Below are 17,805 nucleotides of genomic sequence, written 5' to 3'. Positions count from 1 at the left end.
TAATAAAAAGCCGTGCTTCCTAAAGTCCTGATCAGCCTTTCTCATCCAGATCTTCTACTGTTTCCTCGTAGTTTTCTTCGTTCTCGTGCTCCTCTTTCTGAATCTTTTTACCAAGGTAAACGAGCTGATAACCTTCATTAATTTCAACTTCAGAACTATGTGAGGGTATTATTACAAACTTGCCGGTTTCAGACTTCACAAAAATCGGGATTATATCGGGATCTGTTTTAGAAATTTCTATAAGACCTTCGTAGTGCTCTTTACTATTAAGATCCAGCTCATGAATCATTGGATATCTTCTGGATACTTCTGTTAATTTAATATAATCGTCAGTATGCGAAAAAAGACCTTCCTCGGGGTTCTTTTCGGGATTATTCATCTCATCTGAAGTGATGACCCTAAAAGAGCCATTTTCGCCAAATTGTTTTTTAAACTTGGTAATAGCTGTTTTGTTAATATCGCTGTTGCCGGTAATGGCCATAACGTAACCAACATCATTAAGCTCTACGTTATTAAGTAAATCGTCTGCATAAACACTTCCTTCTATGGCATCTATACCTAGATCTTTTGCTTTTCTAATATTGTCTGCATTGTTATCCAGCAATACTACGTGACGGTTATTATCCTGAAGATATTTACCTATTAATCTCGAAATGGAAGAAGCACCAACAATTAAAATTCCCTGCGAATCCTTTATAAATACACCTACCATTTTCGCAAAAACACGTGCAGTGGCAGCATTTAGTAGTACTGAGAATAATACAATTAGAAATACCAACGGAGTGATATATTCTGCTCCTTCAACACCTTCTCGCGTTAGCCTTAATCCAAAAAGTGACGCTATACCTGCGGCTACAATCCCACGTGGTCCTACCCAACTAATAAACGCAATTTCGTTGGCCTTCAAGCCCGAGCCAAGGGAACTAAGTACAACCCCAAGAGGCCGCACAAGGAGAGCAACTATTCCGAAGAGAATGAGTGCATTCCAGTTAAAAACCAGTAGTAATTCAGAAATTTCAATGTTTGCGGCAAGAAGAATAAAAAGTATAGAGATTAGCAATACACTAAGAGATTCTTTAAAATAGAGAAGTTCTTTTATATTCGGAAGTTTTTGGTTTCCCATTACCATACCCATAATAACTACAGCTAAAAGTCCGCTTTCATGCGCAAAAATATCGGCGAGCACAAAAACTCCCAATACAGTGGCCAGTATAAAAACATTCAACAGGTAATGCGGAATAATCTGCTTTCTTATCAAAAATCCGAGTAAATGGGCAAAAGTAAAACCAAAGGTAAATCCAAAAAGGAGAATTTTTCCAAATTCAATTAATGCGGTTTGCGTAAAATCCTGTCCGCCTTCTACCCTGATAAATTCGAACATTAAAACCGAAATAAGTGCACCAATAGGATCTATAAGAATACCTTCCCATTTTAAGATAGAAGATACATGCACCCGCAACGGAATATTTCTCAAAATAGGTGAAATAACGGTTGGACCTGTAACAATAATAAGTGCAGAAAATAGAAATGAAATTTGCCATGTAAGTCCAAAGACAAAGTGAGCTGCCAGGCCAGCACCGAGAAAAGTTACCAGAGTACCCACACTTATTAACTTAAGAATTACGGGGCCAATATTACCAACTTCACTTCTTCTAAGCGTAAGGCCTCCTTCAAATAAAATTACCGATATGGCGAGGGAAACAAAATAAAAAAGACTTTCCCCGGGAAAGAGTCCTTCTGAACCATTCCAGATAGGCTCTACCCATTTAGACCCGTCTTCGGTAATTAAAGTGGATAAAGGGCCTACCAGAAGACCTATTAAAATTAAAGGTAAAATTGCGGGAGTCTTAATTTTCCAGGCCAGCCATTGTGCCAGGATTCCCAATATTACTATACTCGCCAGTTCTAACATTCTACTTTCTTTATAACTCCGGAGAAATCCGGAATTTCGAACTACTACAAAGTTCTATAATTAGCTAATATCTGCAATTATAGTTCTATTACAGTAAACTTATAAACTTAGTCTTATAAAATAAGCTTAATTATACAAAAAAGATTTTTATAGAATTTGTATTTTTAAGAAGATTACTTTCCTAAACCAATTCACACACCATGGAAGAGCTCAATATTATAAACCTCCTGATCATACTTGTAGCAGCATGGGTAGGAGGATCGACAGCCAAAAAACTGGGTTATCCTGCAATATTAGGAGAACTAATAATAGGAATATTACTAGGACCGGCGCTCTTTGGGGTTCTGGAAACTTCAGAAATGATAAGCGTTTTGGCTGAAGTTGGTATTATTCTACTAATGGTTTATATCGGTATTGAAATTAACTTCCGGGATTTAGGAAAAGCTTCCTGGCCGGGTCTGCTGGCGGCTATAGGAGGATTTGTAGTACCGTTTGCCCTTGGGTATTATACTATAATTTATTTTGGAGGGGATCCACTGGCTGCAGTTTTTGTTGCCATTGCCGTGGCAGTAACCTCACTCGCCACCAAAAGCCGGATTCTCGTAGATCTTAAACTCTTAAATACCCGAATTGCATATGTTTTAATGGCTGGCGCTTTAATATCTGATACCCTCGCCCTGGTGATTTTTGCAGGTATAGTAAGCTTTGTAGACTTAGGTAGCATAGATACTATGGGGCTTATATGGGTAGCTTCCAAAGCTATTCTCTTTTTCGCTTTTACAGCCCTGGCCGGGATTTATCTTCTTCCACTTCTGGGAAAGTACCTTATGAAAGCAAATGTAAACAGCCGGACTCTTCATTTTACACTTATACTGATAATTGTTTTCGGATTTTGCGAGCTTGCTGAAATTGCAGGTTTACACAGCATTTTAGGTGCTTTTATGGCTGGCTTATTTATTAGGGACGGCGTTTTTAACCGACAAATTTCAAAAGAGATAAATAATATTTTTCATGATATCTCTATTGGATTTCTTGCGCCCATTTTCTTTGTTTCCGCGGGCTTTAATGTAACACTGGAGGTTTTCCAGACAGATCTTGCGATGCTTGTCACCGTCACACTGGTTGCAATGATAGGTAAGATATTTGGAACCGCTCTCTTTTACCTTCCCAGCGGATTTGGATGGCGTGAAGGTATTACGGTTGGTACAGGAATGAATGGCAGGGGTGCAGTGGAAATAATAATTGCTGGAATTGGACTGCAAATGGGCATTATAACTTCAGAGATATTTTCAATTTTAGTCTTTATGGCTATTTTTACCACCCTTACGGTTCCCGTTTTTCTTACCTGGACTACAAATTGGTTACGTAGCAGGGGAGAACTGGTGCATCAGGAATCCAGGAGCGGCTATATAATTTTGGGTGCAAACCCACTGAGCCTTTACCTGGCAAAACATTTACAGCAAAATGATGAAGTGATAATAATAGATGCCAACCGTGAATTGGTTAATGAAGCTAAGAATCAAGGATTCAACAGTATGTACGGAAATATTCTTAGGGAAGAAACTTTTGAAGATGCTAAAGCTATAGAAAAAGGAACTTTTATTGCACTCACTGAAAACAGTGAGATAAATTTTTTAGCCACTCAGTTAGCTGATGAGGCTTTTTATATTCCCAACAAAATAGTACTTGTTTCACCTAAGAAGGGTGGGGCAGACGTGGATATGCTGGACAGAATTAACGCCACTTCTATGTTTGCAGATAAAACCGAATTAAAGCCATGGATAAGGAAGATATCTTCTGAAAATTTTGAGGAAAAAACTGTTGAAATTAGAGAATCCATATCTACCCGGGAATGGGTTAAAGACCATAGAAATGAAAAGAGTATTTTACCAATTTTGATTACCAACAGTGAAGGTAAAAAAAGAGCATTTCGTTATAATGATACCATAAATCCTGAAGAAATAGTAACCTATTTACAATAGACATTTTTACTACAAACAAATCAAATTACATTACATGAATTTATATCCAATTGAAGCAGGAAATTTTAAACTTGATGGAGGAGCCATGTTTGGAGTTGTTCCAAAAAGCCTCTGGTCACGTACGAACCCCGCTGATTCCAACAACATGATAGATATTGCCGCCCGCTGTCTACTTATAGAAAACGGTGATAAACTTATCCTCATAGATACGGGAATGGGAAATAAGCAAAGCGAGAAATTTTTTAGCTACTACTACCCATGGGGTGACCATTCCATCGATAAATCCTTAAAAAAGTACGGCTTTCACCGTGATGATATTACGGATGTCTTTTTGACACATCTTCATTTTGATCATTGCGGTGGTGCTATCCAATGGAACAAAGACCAGACCGGTTACGAACCAGCCTTTAAAAATGCAAAATTTTGGAGCAATGAAAAACACTGGTTATGGGCCACACAGCCTAACGCACGGGAGAAAGCCTCTTTTTTAAAAGAGAATATTCTCCCAATGGAAGAAAGCGGACAACTACGTTTTATAGAGCGCAACGGAGATAAGCAAAACTATGCAGAATCTGAAGAGCTGGGGTTTGGCGCATTATTTGTTGATGGACATACCGATAAACAAATGATTCCTCATATTCAATATAAAGGCAAAACTTTAGTTTTTATGGCAGATCTTTTACCAACAGCTGGCCATATTCCTTTGCCTTATGTAATGGGATTCGATACCAGACCACTGCTTACCCTTCCGGAAAAGAAAATTTTCCTGAACAAAGCAGCAGATGAGGATTATTTCTTGTTTATGGAACACGATGCAAATAATGAAATTATTACCCTTAAGCATACCGAAAAAGGAGTCCGAATGGACAAGTCCCTAAAATTTGATGAAATTTTTAATTAAAAATAATTTATGAGAATACCTGTTTATAAATCTTTCCTGGCGGTAACAGCTGCAGCTATGCTTTCCGCTTGTGGAAGTACAGCTCCACGTCTAGTTTCTACACCTATTGAAAAAATAGATTCCATCCCTTTAAAAGTGACAGATTTGTCTGAAGCACAACTCAAAAACTGGAGCGCTGCAGATTTAAGATATGACACGATTCCTGGTATGAGCGTTAACCGTGCTTATAACGAAATAATACAGAATAATAAAGGCAAAACGGTTATCGTGGGTGTGATAGATAGCGGCGTGGATATCGAACATGAAGATCTCCAGAATGTAATCTGGACCAATTCCGACGAAATTCCCGGAAATAACAGAGACGATGATAAAAATGGATATGTAGATGATATTCACGGCTGGAATTTTCTTGGCGATGCCTTAGAAGAGAATATGGAATATGTACGTATTTACAAGCGACTTAAACCAAAATATGAAGGAAAACCGGCAAGCTCTATAAGCACAGCAGACCGGCAGGAATTTATTTTGTACCAGCGTGCTAAAGAAGAATATAATAAAGAGCTGACCGAAGTCAATCAAAGTAAGCAACAGTACATCCAGATAAAGGAGCAGCTTACTGCAGCTCATAACGCTGTTTCAGAGAAACTTGGAAAAGAAGATTATACAAAAGCAGAACTTTCTGCATTTCAGCCTGAAGATCAGCAAATGGCGCAGTATAAAGGGATGCTGGCTCAAATTCAGAATAATGTAAATGAAAATATTCCCGAAGCTTTAGGAGAACTTAATGAGGCCATTGAATATTACGATACCAGGTCGGATTCACATCTTAACCTTGATTTGGACGGTAGGGCAGTAGTAGGTGATAATCCCTATGATATTACCGATACAGATTACGGAAATAATGATGTAGATGGTCCTACTCCAGATAAGGAAAATGTAAAACACGGTACACATGTAGCCGGAATTATTGCTGCACAACGCAATAACAACATAGGTATAGATGGAGTAGCCAAAAACGTGGAGATAATGGCTATACGGGCTGTCCCGGATGGCGATGAGTATGATAAAGATATCGCACTGGCCATACGATATGCCGTAGATAATGGAGCTAAAATTATTAACACCAGCTTTGGTAAATACTTTTCTCCAAATCCGGAATGGGTGATGGACGCGCTAAGATATGCTGCGGAAAATGACGTACTTATTGTTAACGCTGCCGGTAATGAAAGTATTGATCTGGACCAGACAATGGTTTATCCAAACGATCAATCTCCTGAAGTACCGGAAGAAATAAGTGATAGCTTTCTTACAGTAGGAGCGCTAAATTTTGAATATGGCTCGGAACTGGTTTCCGGTTTTTCAAATTATGGAAGAACAAATGTAGATGTTTTTGCTCCTGGGAGTAAAATTTGGTCTACTACTCCAAATGATGAATACGAATACCTGCAGGGAACTTCCATGGCAGCTCCGGCTGTTAGCGGTGTTGCTGCTATGATACGCTCTTATTATCCAAAAATAACAGCAGCCCAGGTAAAGGAAATTATTATGCAAAGCGGACTATCTACCGCAACTATGGTATTAATTGGAGAGCAGGGACAAAGCACCAAAAACTTTAACGAATTATCAAAATCTGGTAAAATGGTGAATATGTATAATGCATTTATCCTTGCAGATAAGGTATCAAGAGGTGAAACGAACCTTTAAGAAAGTAAATATTTAACCCCAAAAAATATCATTTTTTAATAAATTCAGATAGATGAAAAAGATTCTTTTAAGCATATTTTTATTCAATATAGCCATTCTAAACGCTCAAAATAGTACTAATTACTGGCAGCAACATGTAGATTATACTATGGAGGTGGAAATGGATGTAGAAAATTATAAATACACCGGTACACAGGAGCTGGAATACACAAACAATTCCCCAGATACTCTTAATAAAGTTTTTTATCATCTTTATTTTAATGCTTTTCAGCCGGGAAGTGAAATGGATATCAGGCTTCAGAATATTCCAGATCCAGATGCAAGAATGACTAATAATTTGGGTACAAGGGAGAATCCGCAATATGAAAGTAGAATTTCGAAATTACAGCCAGATGAAATGGGATATTTGAGAGTTAAGTCACTCTCGCAAAATGGTAATTATCTTCAATTTGAAGAGGTTGGAACCGTATTGGAAGTAAATCTTGAAGAACCCATACTTCCCGGAGAGAAAACCACTTTTAAAATGGGATTTGAAGGCCAGGTTCCTTTACAAATACGACGTTCAGGAAGAAACAGTGCCGAAGGTGTTGCACTTTCCATGAGCCAGTGGTACCCGAAATTAGCAGAATATGATTTTGAAGGATGGCACGCAGATCCATATATCGGCAGGGAATTCCACGGCGTATGGGGTAATTACGATGTGAAAATCACAATAGATAAAGATTATATTCTTGGAAGCACTGGATATCTTCAGAATGCAGATGAAATTGGGTATGGTTATGAAGAAGAAGGAACTAAAGTTAAAAGAAACAGAGGTAATAACTTAACCTGGCACTTTGTTGCTCCACAAGTTCACGATTTCACATGGGCTGCAGATCCAGAATATATCCATGATAGAATAACCGCAGAAGATGGTACGGTGCTTCATTTTCTTTACAAGGATAATCCTGAAATAAAGGAAAACTGGAAAAACCTTCAGTCAAAAACAGAGGAACTTCTGCTGTTTTTTAATGAAAATATAGGACCTTATCCATGGGATCAATATTCTGTTGTACAAGGTGGAGACGGTGGTATGGAGTATGCCATGCTTACACTTATTACCGGCGAAAGAAGTTTTGGTAGCCTGGTAGGAGTTACGGCTCATGAGATGGCCCATGCGTGGTTTCAGCATTTATTGGCCACAAACGAGTCTAAGCACGAATGGATGGACGAAGGTTTTACCTCTTATATTTCAGACATAGCTATGAACGCAGTAATGAACAATAATGAAGAAAATCCACATACAGGTTCTTACAGAGGATATTTTCAGCTGGCTACAAGTGGTGTGGAACAGCCGCAATCTACGCATGCAGATCGTTATAATTATAATTTTGCCTACGGTGCTGCAGCATATTCCAAAGGTGCTGTTTTTCTGGCGCAATTAGGATATATAATTGGCGAAGAAAATCTTCAGAAAACATTGAAAAGATACTATGACGAGTGGAAATTTAAACATCCTACTCCAAATGATTTTATAAGAATTGCTGAAAAAGTATCTGGAGCAGAACTTGACTGGTATTTAACAGACTGGACGCGTACTACAAACGTCATCGATTATGCTATAGCATCTGTTGAATCTGAAGGAAATGCTACCACGATTTCTTTAAAAAGAAATGGAGCCATGCCAATGCCTGTAGAAGTTAACGTTACGTATAACGATGGTGAAAAGGAACTTTTTTATATTCCTTTGCAGCAAATGAGATGGGAAAAGCCTGCTTCTGGCGCAACAAACAGAACTGTGAAAGAAGATTGGGCCTGGGCATATCCAACTTATGAACTTAAGATCGATGCCGAAAAAAGCCAAATATCGTCCATAGTTCTGGATGAGTCACAGTTAATGGCAGATATAGACAGGAGCAATAACGAATATACGGCAGAGTCACCAGGTACCGGTGAATAAAAAATAAAAGCTTCCGCAACAAGCCTGAAGGTTTAATTTGTTACTTCAGAAGATATTTCAAGGTTTTTAAACAGATTTCGGAATATCTTTTGAATAATAATTATCACTTTCAGGCTTTTTTTGATGATAAAAAAGAAATTCCGGAGGAACAGATTTAATTCTATGCTTATTTTTGACCCATGGATGAAAGCTTCGGAAGAAAAGAAAAACTTAAGAGTAAAAAACTGATTGAAATCCTTTTTCAGAAGGGAAAATCAGTGAAGAGCTTTCCGTTGCGGCTAATATATTTACCGATTGAAAACAAGCAGCATGTGCAGTTTCAAACCGGGGTTTCTGTTCCTAAAAGAATAGTAAAAACAGCAGTACAGCGCAACCGTATAAAGCGTTTAATGCGTGAGGCTTATCGAAAAAATAAGTATCTTGTAACCAATGCATCCGGTACTTCTTATGCGTTTATGATTCTCTACATGACTCCTAAAGAAATGGGTTATGAAGAACTTTTTAAAGCTATGGAGAAGTTGATGGGGAAATTTAAAGAGAAAGAGACATGGGAAAATTAGTTAAAAGAGCAGGAGTTCTCGCAGTTGGTGCTGTAATATTTTTTAGCAGCGTAAGTTTTAAAACAGACTTTTTTGAAATTGCCAAGCAAATAGAAATTTTTACTACCCTCTTTAAGGAAATCAACATGAATTATGTTGATGAAACCAATCCTCCACAATTGATGGATACGGCTATAAAGGCCATGCTCCAGGATTTGGATCCTTATACCAACTACTGGAATGAGCAGGATGTTGAAGCGGCAAGAATTAATAATTCGGGCGAATATACGGGGATAGGGGCAACAATAAAAATGGGAAAAGATGCCATTACCATTGTTGAACCTTATAAAGGTTACCCTGCAGATAAAGCCGGATTAAAAGCAGGAGATGAAATAATAAAAATAGGGAATATCGATGTATCAGATTTTGAAGAAGATGCGGGAGAACTGCTAAATGGAGCCGATAATTCTACTATTGATTTTACTTACCGGCGACAGGGAGAATTAAAAACCACCACCCTCACCCGTGGTTCTGTAAATTTAAAGGCTGTTCCCTATTACAAGTTATTAGAAGATAATAGTGGTTACATTGTGTTATCCAGGTTTAATGCAAAAGCTTCTGTGGAAACTGCGCGGGCATTAAAGGATTTGAAAAATCAAGGTGCCCAAAAAATCATTCTTGATCTTAGGGGAAATCCCGGCGGACTTCTTTCTGAAGCAATTAATGTTAGCAATATTTTTGTTGATAAAGGCGAGCTTATTGTTTCTACCAAATCTGTCATTGAAAAATATAACAAAGAATATTTTTCCCAGAACGAACCGGTTGATACAAAAGTTCCATTGGTAGTTCTTTTGGATGGAAGGAGCGCTTCTGCAAGTGAAATTGTTGCCGGAGCCATTCAGGATCTGGATCGCGGTGTAATAATTGGCGCAAGAAGTTTTGGAAAGGGGCTTGTGCAGCGGCCAAAAGAACTTGCTTATGGTACACAGTTAAAAGTAACCATTTCCAGGTATTATACCCCTAGTGGAAGATGCATCCAGGCGCTGGATTACCGCAGCAGGGACGAAGAAGGAAATGCTATTAGAACAAAGACTGAAGATTACAACCAGTTCACTACTAGAAACGGCAGAACAGTTTATGATGGGGGCGGAATATTACCTGATATACGCCTGGAAACTTCAGAATATAGTGGCATTACTCAGGCGCTGTTAATACAGAGTGCCATTTTTGATTTTGCTACGGAATATTATTACAAACATAACCTGGAAAACCTGCAGGATTTCAGATTAACTCAGAGTGATTACGATAATTTCAGGGAATTTTTGAAAACTTCAGGTTTTTATTATCAAACAGATACGGAAAAGGAACTGGAAGAAGTGCTTTTAACAGCTCAAAAAGAGGGTTTTGAAGATAAAATCATCCAGGAGTACAAAAGCATTTCTTCTGAAATAGATCAATATAAAATTAAGGAACTGGAAGAAAAAAAGCCTGAAATTACCAGTTTACTTACGGATGAAATTATTAAAAGGTATTTCTACAAGGAAGGACTTTATGATTACTACGTTGTTCATAATCCGGAAATAATTGAAGCTCAGGATCTATTTAAAAATCAACAACGTTATGCTGAAATTCTGAATTAATCTTTCGAGTTGACCATAGCTATATGCGGAATTCCATCTTCCAGATAACCTTCACCGGTCGTTGAAAATCCGTGGCTTTTATAGAATTCTACTAAATACTGTTGAGCAGAAAGCCTGATATTTGCCGTTTTGAAGTGTTCTCTTATAGCCTCTATTGAAGCCTTCATGATTTGATGACCATAATTGTTTTTTCTATGATTTTGCTTTACCAAAACCCGTCCTATAGAGGCTTCTTCAAAATAAAATCCTTTATCAAAACAGCGGGTATAGGCGACTATGTTTTCATCTTTAACCCCTAAAACATGAAGTGCTTTCTGATCTTTTCCATCGATATCCTGGTATACGCAATCCTGTTCAACAACAAAAATTTCAGAACGTAATTGTAAAATCTGATATAATTCTTCTGTAGTTAATTCCTGAAAACGCTTAATTTCTATCTTCATTCATTTCAATTTTTAATCCTGTACAACAAGATCTTTAACATCACACTTTCCAAATTCCGGTTGTATATTCACATGGTTAATGTTGAAATCGTGGTAAACCAAATCCTCAATTTTATCCAATATAATATCGAATTGAGAGAGTGAAATATCTTCATTAAAATCTATATGAGCTTCCAGATGCGTTTCTTCTTCATTTAACTGCCAAACATGTACATGATGCACATTCTTAACTTCAGGAATTTCATTGATTCTCTTTACAATTTCTTCAAGGGCGAGATCATCTGGTGTAAATAACATTAGTACCCTTACGGAAGATTTTAATAAATCCCATCCAACTATTATTAGGTAAATCGCTATGGCCAGGGTAAGAACGCTGTCTATCCAGTATAACTGAAAATATTTCATTAAAATACCACCAATCAAAACTGCTACAGAAGCCATAAGATCTGTTAGCAGATGAAGATAAGCAGAACGCATATTCATATTGCTGCTGCTATCTTTTTTTAAAAGAAGAACGCTAAAACCGTTGCCAGCTATAGCAAGTAATGAGAGCCATATAACAAGACTGGAATCTATATCTGGCGGCTGCTGAAACCGATGTATCGCTTCATTAATTAACAACACAGCTACAACTATTAGCGTAGCTGCATTTACAAATGCCGCAATTATTTCAGCTCTTTTTAATCCAAAGGTACGGGTTAAAGAGGCTTCCTTTTTTACTAGTTTATTTGCTATATAACTAATTATAAGCGATATAACATCGCTAAAATTGTGCAATGCATCAGAAAGCAGGGCAAGACTGCCACTCACCACTCCACCTATTACTTGAGCAACTGTAATAACTATATTAAGAAGAATAGAAATCAACAGGTTTTTCCCCTGTACCTCATGAGAATGGTTATGGCTATGAGAATGCCCCATTTATTCTTTTGAAGGTATTTTGTTAATTCGCTCCTGGTGCCGTCCTCCTTCAAATTTGGTATTTAAAAAAGTATCAACCATATCTATAGTCTGGTGTACAGAGACAAAGCGGGCAGGGACACTAAGTATATTTGCATTATTGTGACTACGGGCTAATTCTGCAATTTCTGAAGTCCAGCAAAGTGCAGAGCGAATAGCCTGGTGTTTATTGGCAGTCATATTTGCGCCGTTCCCACTACCACATATTATAATCCCAAGATCCACCTTTTTACCACTAACATCTTTAGCTACCGGGTGTACAAAATCTGGATAATCAACGCTTTCTTCAGAATCTGTTCCATAGTTAATAACTTCAATACCTTTATTTTCAAGGTATTGTACTACTTTTTCTTTATACGTAGTACCTGCGTGATCGTTTCCTATTGCTATTTTCATCTTTATTTGATTAGAGAAACAAAGGTAAAAAAAGCCTTATTAACCTCCGCTTTTTCGATTGTTAATTACTTTTTGAAATCCCTTTATTTTCAGCTACTTCTAATTGACAACACTATGTGGATAACCCGGGACCAGAATCTAACAAACTAATTTGGTGGAGCCGGAAATAATTTCAATAGCAAAAATTAAACGGATAAATGAAAAAATAACTTGTCATTTTTTGCGCAACTTATCAGCAGTCAAATTCGTCTTATAAACATCTGTTTATTGGAAAAGAATAAAGAAAAACTATTAACATTTGAATATCGACAACTGTTAAGTAAATCTTAAAGTATTAAGACTATCAGCACTTTATATTTTATTATCCCTGTTGATAAACTGTTATGAAAAAATCACAAGTGAAAAACCAAACAATTACCTATAAAATTGTTCTACAAATTAACACACCATAATAATCTACATTTTTAGATTTTTAAAAAAGAAGAAATAAATAATAATATAATAGGTGTTAACAACTAAACTATTTTCAAATGAGAAGATCTGTCCTGGAAGGAATCAAGAATTTTTTTAGCCTCTTCGACATCTTCAGGATGTACCATGAGTCTAACTCCACCCAGAGCATTTGAGTAATAAGGAAAGATGCCTATAAGAGTCTCATTTTGAAAGAAATGACGAATGTTTTCCTGTTTGAGAACAGACTGGATTACCAAATATTCATAAGGATAAGTGAAAGTTGCAAGGCAGGTAAAATTTTTCATGGCAGGAAAGAATAGCCTTCTAAATATACTACTTAATCCTGAATAGTTAAAGACGTATTTTGCAGATCTTCAGGAGAGAAAAGAGGATCTGCGCTGGAATTTTTATTTAGTGAAATATTGATATATGCAATAAATCCTATCACTCCTAAAATGAAGATGAAAAAGAAAAGAAGTGAAACTTTATTAGATTTACTCAGGCCCATATTCTTATTTTAAAATGTCACAACCTGGGGAGAGATTTAAATACAAATTTAGTATTTATTTAAGATTATTATAACGTTTTCCGGTAATTCTGTAGTTCATTTACTTAGTTACCTTTTGACTGTCTGAGGATTACAATTACGTACTTCCTGTTAAGGGCTTTCATAAAACTTTGCCTTCAAAAATCTTTAATGTTACTTTTAAGCTGTAATTTTATCGTTTAATTATTTTATGAAGAAAAAGAAGAGAAACAACTCCACTAAAGATCTTGGTGACTTATCCAGGAAAATTATAAATATCTTACGTAAAAACGGAGGTAAAACATATAACTACAAGCAGATCGCTTCTATCCTGGGAGTAGATGATCCTGGAAGCAGGAATCAAATAACCAAAAAGCTTGCTCAATTAGCTGCAAAAAAAGAAATTGAACAGGTTGAGCGTGGTAAGTTCAAAATTGAAGGCCGTAAAAATTATTATCAGGGGAAACTTGATATGACTACAAAGGGATATGGATATGTGATGGTTGAAGAATTGGAAGATGACGTTTTTATTCCTCAGAATGATCTCAATACTGCTTTTCATGGAGATGAAGTAGAAATTTATATCTATAACAACAGAAGAAAAAAGAAATCTGAAGGTGAAGTAACCAGGGTTATTAACAGAAAAAGAACAGAATTCGTAGGAATTCTGGATCTTCAAAAAGATTTTGGGTTTGTAAGGATAGATGACGCCAAAATGTATACTGATTTCTTTGTTCAGAAAAACAAAATTCAAGATGCAAAAGATGGTGACAAGGTTGTTGTAGAAATGGAAGATTGGCCCGATAAAGCCGATTCTCCGTTCGGAAAAATAACTAAAGTGCTCGGCACACCTGGAGAACACCAGACAGAAATTCACGGCATTTTAGCTCAGTACGGTCTTCCGCATGATTTTCCAACAGAAGTTGAAGAATTTGCAAATCAAATAGATACTTCTATCCAGGAGTCGGAGATCAAGAAGCGTCGGGATATGCGAGATGTACTTACTTTTACCATAGACCCAAAAGATGCTAAGGATTTTGACGATGCACTCAGCTTTCAGAAGCTCGATAATGGGCAATTTGAGGTGGGTATCCATATTGCAGATGTTTCCCATTATTTAAAACCCGGTACCATTCTGGATGAAGAAGCTTATGAAAGGGCAACTTCAGTATATCTTGTGGACAGGGTAGTGCCTATGTTACCGGAAATTCTTTCCAACAATGCCTGTTCATTAAGACCTAATGAAGAAAAATACACCTTTTCAGCAGTTTTTAAAATGGATAAAAATGCAAAGGTTGTGGATCAATGGTTTGGAAGAACAGTAACCTATTCTGATGCCCGCTTTGCTTACGAAGAAGCACAACATATTATAGAAACTCGTGGCGGTGATATTCCTGCGGGCGTTTCCATTAAAGAAGATGCTTATAAAGCCAATGACAATGTTGTAGAAGCAATTTTAGAGCTCAACGCAATGGCTAAAAAGATGCGCTCACGTAGAATGAGGGAAGGCGCTATATCTTTTGATAAAGTTGAGGTAAAATTTCAGCTTGATGAGCAAAATGAACCTATTGGAGTATTCTTTAAAACTTCAGAAGATGCAAATAAGCTTATAGAAGAATTCATGCTGCTTGCAAACAGGAAAGTAGCAGAATTTATTGGGAAACAGGATCCCAAAAAAACCTTTGTTTACAGGTGCCATGATGAACCCGATGATTCTAAACTTGCCTCACTGCAAACCATAGTTTCCAAATTTGGGCATAAACTTAATCTGAAGGATAAGAATTCCATTGCTTCTTCTTTAAATTCGCTATTGGTGGATGTGCAGGGCACAAAAGAACAGAACATGGTAGACACCCTTACCATCAGGACGATGAGTAAAGCGTACTATGGTACAGAAAATATTGGGCACTATGGATTGGCCTTTGACTATTATACACACTTTACTTCACCCATAAGGCGTTATCCAGATGTGATGGTGCATAGATTACTACAGCGTTATCTTGATAACAATCCTACTGCAAACCAGGATGAATATGAAGAAAAATGTCACCATAGCAGTGATATGGAAGGCTTGGCAACTAGTGCAGAAAGAGATTCCATTAAGTATATGCAGGTAAAATTCATGCAGGACCACCAGGATGAAGATTATGTAGGAGTAATTTCTGGCGTGACAGATTGGGGTATTTTTGTGGAAATTATTGAGAATAAATGTGAAGGAATGATCAGGCTAAGAGATTTAAAAGATGATCATTACGAGTTTGATGAAGAAAATTACGCTGTGGTGGGCAGAAAAACTAAAAAGGTTTACCAGTTGGGAGATGAAGTTTATGTGAACGTTAAAAATGCAGATTTACTTAAGCGCCATCTGGATTTTAATTTACTTGGATTAAAAGAAGAAGTTGAAAATAAATAATGTTGAATGAAGAAGATCACTTTTCTGTTTTTGCTGTTAAGTAATATAATCTCAGCGCAGGAAATTACTCAGGAATTAGAGAATTTTTCCGAAGTTAAAGTTTATAACGGATTAGAAGTTGAACTCATTCGTGCTGATACTAATAAAGCTGTTGTAGACGGGGAGAGTAAGGAAGATGTTTCAATAACTGCTGAAGATGGAGTTCTTAAGGTAAAAATGAGACTGGATAATATTTGGAAACGTGACAATACCAGGATTCAAATTTATTACAGTGACTTAAAAAAACTGAATTCTTTCCAAAGCTCAGTAATACGTGTAGAGGGCAAAATAGAACAACAGGAATTAGAATTACAAGTGCAGGAAGGATCTTTAATTTTTGCTGATGTTGATGTTGAGGATTTGATTTCCAAGGCTTTTACGGGAGGAGAAATAGATGTTGAAGGTAAAGCCAATTCCCAGGAAATCACCGTTAGGGCAGGAGGAAAGTTTTACGGAAGAAATCTCAAATCTGAAAATGTAGAAATTGAAATTAGTGCCGGCGGGGTAGGAGATATTTACGCCTCAAATAAAGTTACGGCCAAGGTGAGGGCAGGAGGAACTGTGAACGTTTACGGTGATCCTCAAGTTATAGATAAGCAAACACTACTTGGTGGAAAAATTATAAGAAAAAACTAAAGCTTTAGTTTGCGGAACATATTGAAATTATGTTACAGGATATATTAGCAGGTTTACCATTAGGTCTTTTTCTGGCTTTTTTGTTTGGACCCGTTTTCTTCGTATTACTGGAAACTGCGGCTTTAAAAGGTTTCCGGGCTGCGCTGGCATTGGATTTCGGAGTTTTATTGGCCGATATAGTCTTTATTTTTATTGCATACTTCAGTACCAGTAAACTGCTCAATAGCATCAAAGATGATCCCGCCCTTTTTGTATTTGGTGGTGCTATTCTTACCACCTATGGCCTGATGAGTTTTATTCGGACAAAAAAAGTTTTTCAAAGGGAGGAAGAAGAAACTCCTGAAATTAGAAAACTCAGTAAAAGTGATTATTTAGGCCTGGCAGCCAAAGGTTTCTTACTAAATTTTATAAATGTGGGGGTTTTAGGCTTCTGGCTGGGCCTGGTCATTGTTTTTACACCAAAAATGAACATGGAAACCAACAGGATTATCATTTTTTTCTCTTCTGTTTTGGGAACATATTTAATTATTGATATCCTGAAAATTCTTCTGGCAAAAAAGCTGAATCACCAGTTAACTCCTAACCGTATTTATTTTATGAAGCGGGGTATTAGTGTCTTACTTGTTTTCTTTGGTGGGATTCTTATTTTCCAGGGAGCTTTTCCAGATCAGGCCGGTGAAATTAAGGATCAGATCGAAACTATTGCCGAAAATGGCAATTTTCGGGATATCATTACAAAGCATTTTGATGTTTAGTATCGGAAATGTCATAAAAGAAAAAAGCTTCCTCGGTTAAAAGGAAGCTTTCTGGAGGCATCGAGCGGATTCGAACCGCTGTACAAGCTTTTGCAGAGCTCTGCCTAGCCACTCGGCCACGATGCCATTTTCTGGATGGCAAATGTAATAAAAAATTAAGTTCTAAAACTAATATCTAACGGGATTTAGTCCTGCTAACTGTTACCATCGCCACATTTCCGCCAATTGGTGGGTTAATTTTAGAAACTTCAACTTTTACCTTTTGCACAGGCAAAATTTCCTTAAGAGTTCGGTTGATAATCCTTTCTGCCACATTTTCAAGTAGTTTGGACCGTATGGCCATTTCTTCTTTTACAATTTTATTTAAGTGCACATAATCTATAGTGTCACCAAGATCATCAGTTTTGGAAGAACGGGATAAATCTCCTTTTACGCTTAAATCTACCCGGTAATCGCTTCCTATTTTCCCTTCTTCGACCAGACAACCGTGATAAGCAAATACTCTAATGTTTTTAAGCTTTATTTTTCCCACCTCTGTTTTTTTACAAATATAACTGCTGAAGATAT

Annotated in this window: 16 protein-coding genes and 1 tRNA gene; 9 read left to right on the top strand and 8 right to left on the bottom strand. The window is 37.0% G+C overall.

Annotated elements, in window-relative coordinates; genetic code table 11:
* Positions 1–31 precede the first annotated feature (31 nt).
* On the bottom strand, positions 32–1,912 hold the full coding sequence (locus tag RM541_RS04135) for a cation:proton antiporter (protein WP_311498951.1): 1,881 nt from the start codon (positions 1,910–1,912) through the stop codon (positions 32–34).
* 200 nt (positions 1,913–2,112) lie between these two features.
* Here RM541_RS04135 and RM541_RS04130 point away from each other — a divergent pair, with 200 nt between their 5' ends.
* From RM541_RS04130 to RM541_RS04105, 6 genes are all read left to right on the top strand, one after another.
* Positions 2,113–3,894: a cation:proton antiporter gene (locus RM541_RS04130; RefSeq protein ID WP_311498950.1), complete on the top strand. Its 1,782-nt coding sequence runs from the start codon at positions 2,113–2,115 to the stop codon at positions 3,892–3,894.
* A gap of 34 nt (positions 3,895–3,928) precedes the next feature.
* Positions 3,929–4,795 carry an MBL fold metallo-hydrolase gene (locus RM541_RS04125; protein ID WP_311498949.1) on the top strand — a complete coding sequence of 289 codons (867 nt, stop codon included), beginning with the start codon at positions 3,929–3,931 and terminating at the stop codon, positions 4,793–4,795.
* Between the two features lie 9 nt (positions 4,796–4,804).
* Positions 4,805–6,499 (top strand): S8 family peptidase, encoded by a 1,695-nt coding sequence (locus tag RM541_RS04120; protein ID WP_311498948.1) that lies wholly within the window; start codon positions 4,805–4,807, stop codon positions 6,497–6,499.
* Positions 6,500–6,551: 52 nt separating this feature from the next.
* On the top strand, positions 6,552–8,438 hold the full coding sequence (locus RM541_RS04115) for a M1 family metallopeptidase (RefSeq protein WP_311498947.1): 1,887 nt from the start codon (positions 6,552–6,554) through the stop codon (positions 8,436–8,438).
* 179 nt (positions 8,439–8,617) lie between these two features.
* A complete protein-coding gene (rnpA, locus tag RM541_RS04110; protein WP_311495362.1) occupies positions 8,618–8,998 on the top strand; it encodes a ribonuclease P protein component in 381 nt (126 codons plus the stop codon).
* Complete coding sequence (locus RM541_RS04105) at positions 8,986–10,617, top strand: S41 family peptidase (RefSeq protein ID WP_311498946.1); 1,632 nt, start codon at positions 8,986–8,988, stop codon at positions 10,615–10,617. Before rnpA ends, RM541_RS04105 begins: the two co-directional genes overlap by 13 nt.
* On the opposite strand, the gene RM541_RS04100 is transcribed toward RM541_RS04105, so the two are convergent.
* From RM541_RS04100 to RM541_RS04080, 5 genes are all read right to left on the bottom strand, one after another.
* Positions 10,614–11,060 carry a GNAT family N-acetyltransferase gene (locus RM541_RS04100; RefSeq protein ID WP_311498945.1) on the bottom strand — a complete coding sequence of 149 codons (447 nt, stop codon included), beginning with the start codon at positions 11,058–11,060 and terminating at the stop codon, positions 10,614–10,616. The two genes, RM541_RS04105 and RM541_RS04100, sit on opposite strands and share 4 nt — an antisense overlap.
* A 12-nt stretch (positions 11,061–11,072) precedes the next feature.
* Positions 11,073–11,981, bottom strand: coding sequence for a cation diffusion facilitator family transporter (locus RM541_RS04095; protein WP_311498944.1), 909 nt, complete (start codon positions 11,979–11,981; stop codon positions 11,073–11,075).
* Positions 11,982–12,416 carry a ribose 5-phosphate isomerase B gene (rpiB, locus tag RM541_RS04090; RefSeq protein ID WP_311498943.1) on the bottom strand — a complete coding sequence of 145 codons (435 nt, stop codon included), beginning with the start codon at positions 12,414–12,416 and terminating at the stop codon, positions 11,982–11,984.
* A 515-nt stretch (positions 12,417–12,931) separates the two neighbouring features.
* On the bottom strand, positions 12,932–13,174 hold the full coding sequence (locus RM541_RS04085) for a putative signal transducing protein (RefSeq protein WP_311498942.1): 243 nt from the start codon (positions 13,172–13,174) through the stop codon (positions 12,932–12,934).
* A 32-nt stretch (positions 13,175–13,206) separates the two neighbouring features.
* On the bottom strand, positions 13,207–13,377 hold the full coding sequence (locus RM541_RS04080; protein ID WP_311495356.1) for a hypothetical protein: 171 nt from the start codon (positions 13,375–13,377) through the stop codon (positions 13,207–13,209).
* Between the two features lie 229 nt (positions 13,378–13,606).
* On the opposite strand from RM541_RS04080, the gene rnr reads away from it, so the two are divergent.
* Genes rnr through RM541_RS04065 form a run of 3 tightly spaced genes read left to right on the top strand, consistent with a single transcriptional unit; the run spans position 13,607 to position 17,238 of the window.
* Positions 13,607–15,808, top strand: a complete 2,202-nt coding sequence (gene rnr, locus RM541_RS04075; RefSeq protein ID WP_311498941.1) for a ribonuclease R — start codon at positions 13,607–13,609, stop codon at positions 15,806–15,808.
* 6 nt (positions 15,809–15,814) lie between these two features.
* A complete protein-coding gene (locus RM541_RS04070; RefSeq protein ID WP_311498940.1) occupies positions 15,815–16,483 on the top strand; it encodes a head GIN domain-containing protein in 669 nt (222 codons plus the stop codon).
* 29 nt (positions 16,484–16,512) lie between these two features.
* On the top strand, positions 16,513–17,238 hold the full coding sequence (locus RM541_RS04065; RefSeq protein WP_311498939.1) for a LysE family translocator: 726 nt from the start codon (positions 16,513–16,515) through the stop codon (positions 17,236–17,238).
* Positions 17,239–17,290: 52 nt separating this feature from the next.
* Here the strand turns inward: RM541_RS04065 and RM541_RS04060 are convergent.
* Positions 17,291–17,364 (bottom strand) — tRNA-Cys (locus RM541_RS04060).
* Between the two features lie 49 nt (positions 17,365–17,413).
* Entirely contained in the window at positions 17,414–17,770 is a 357-nt protein-coding gene (gene folB / locus RM541_RS04055; protein WP_311498938.1) for a dihydroneopterin aldolase, read from the bottom strand.
* Positions 17,771–17,805: the final 35 nt, after the last annotated feature.

The organism is Autumnicola psychrophila (assembly GCF_031846645.1).
Classification (GTDB): Bacteria; Bacteroidota; Bacteroidia; order Flavobacteriales; family Flavobacteriaceae; genus Autumnicola; species Autumnicola psychrophila.
This window is presented reverse-complemented; position numbering and strand designations above follow the sequence as displayed.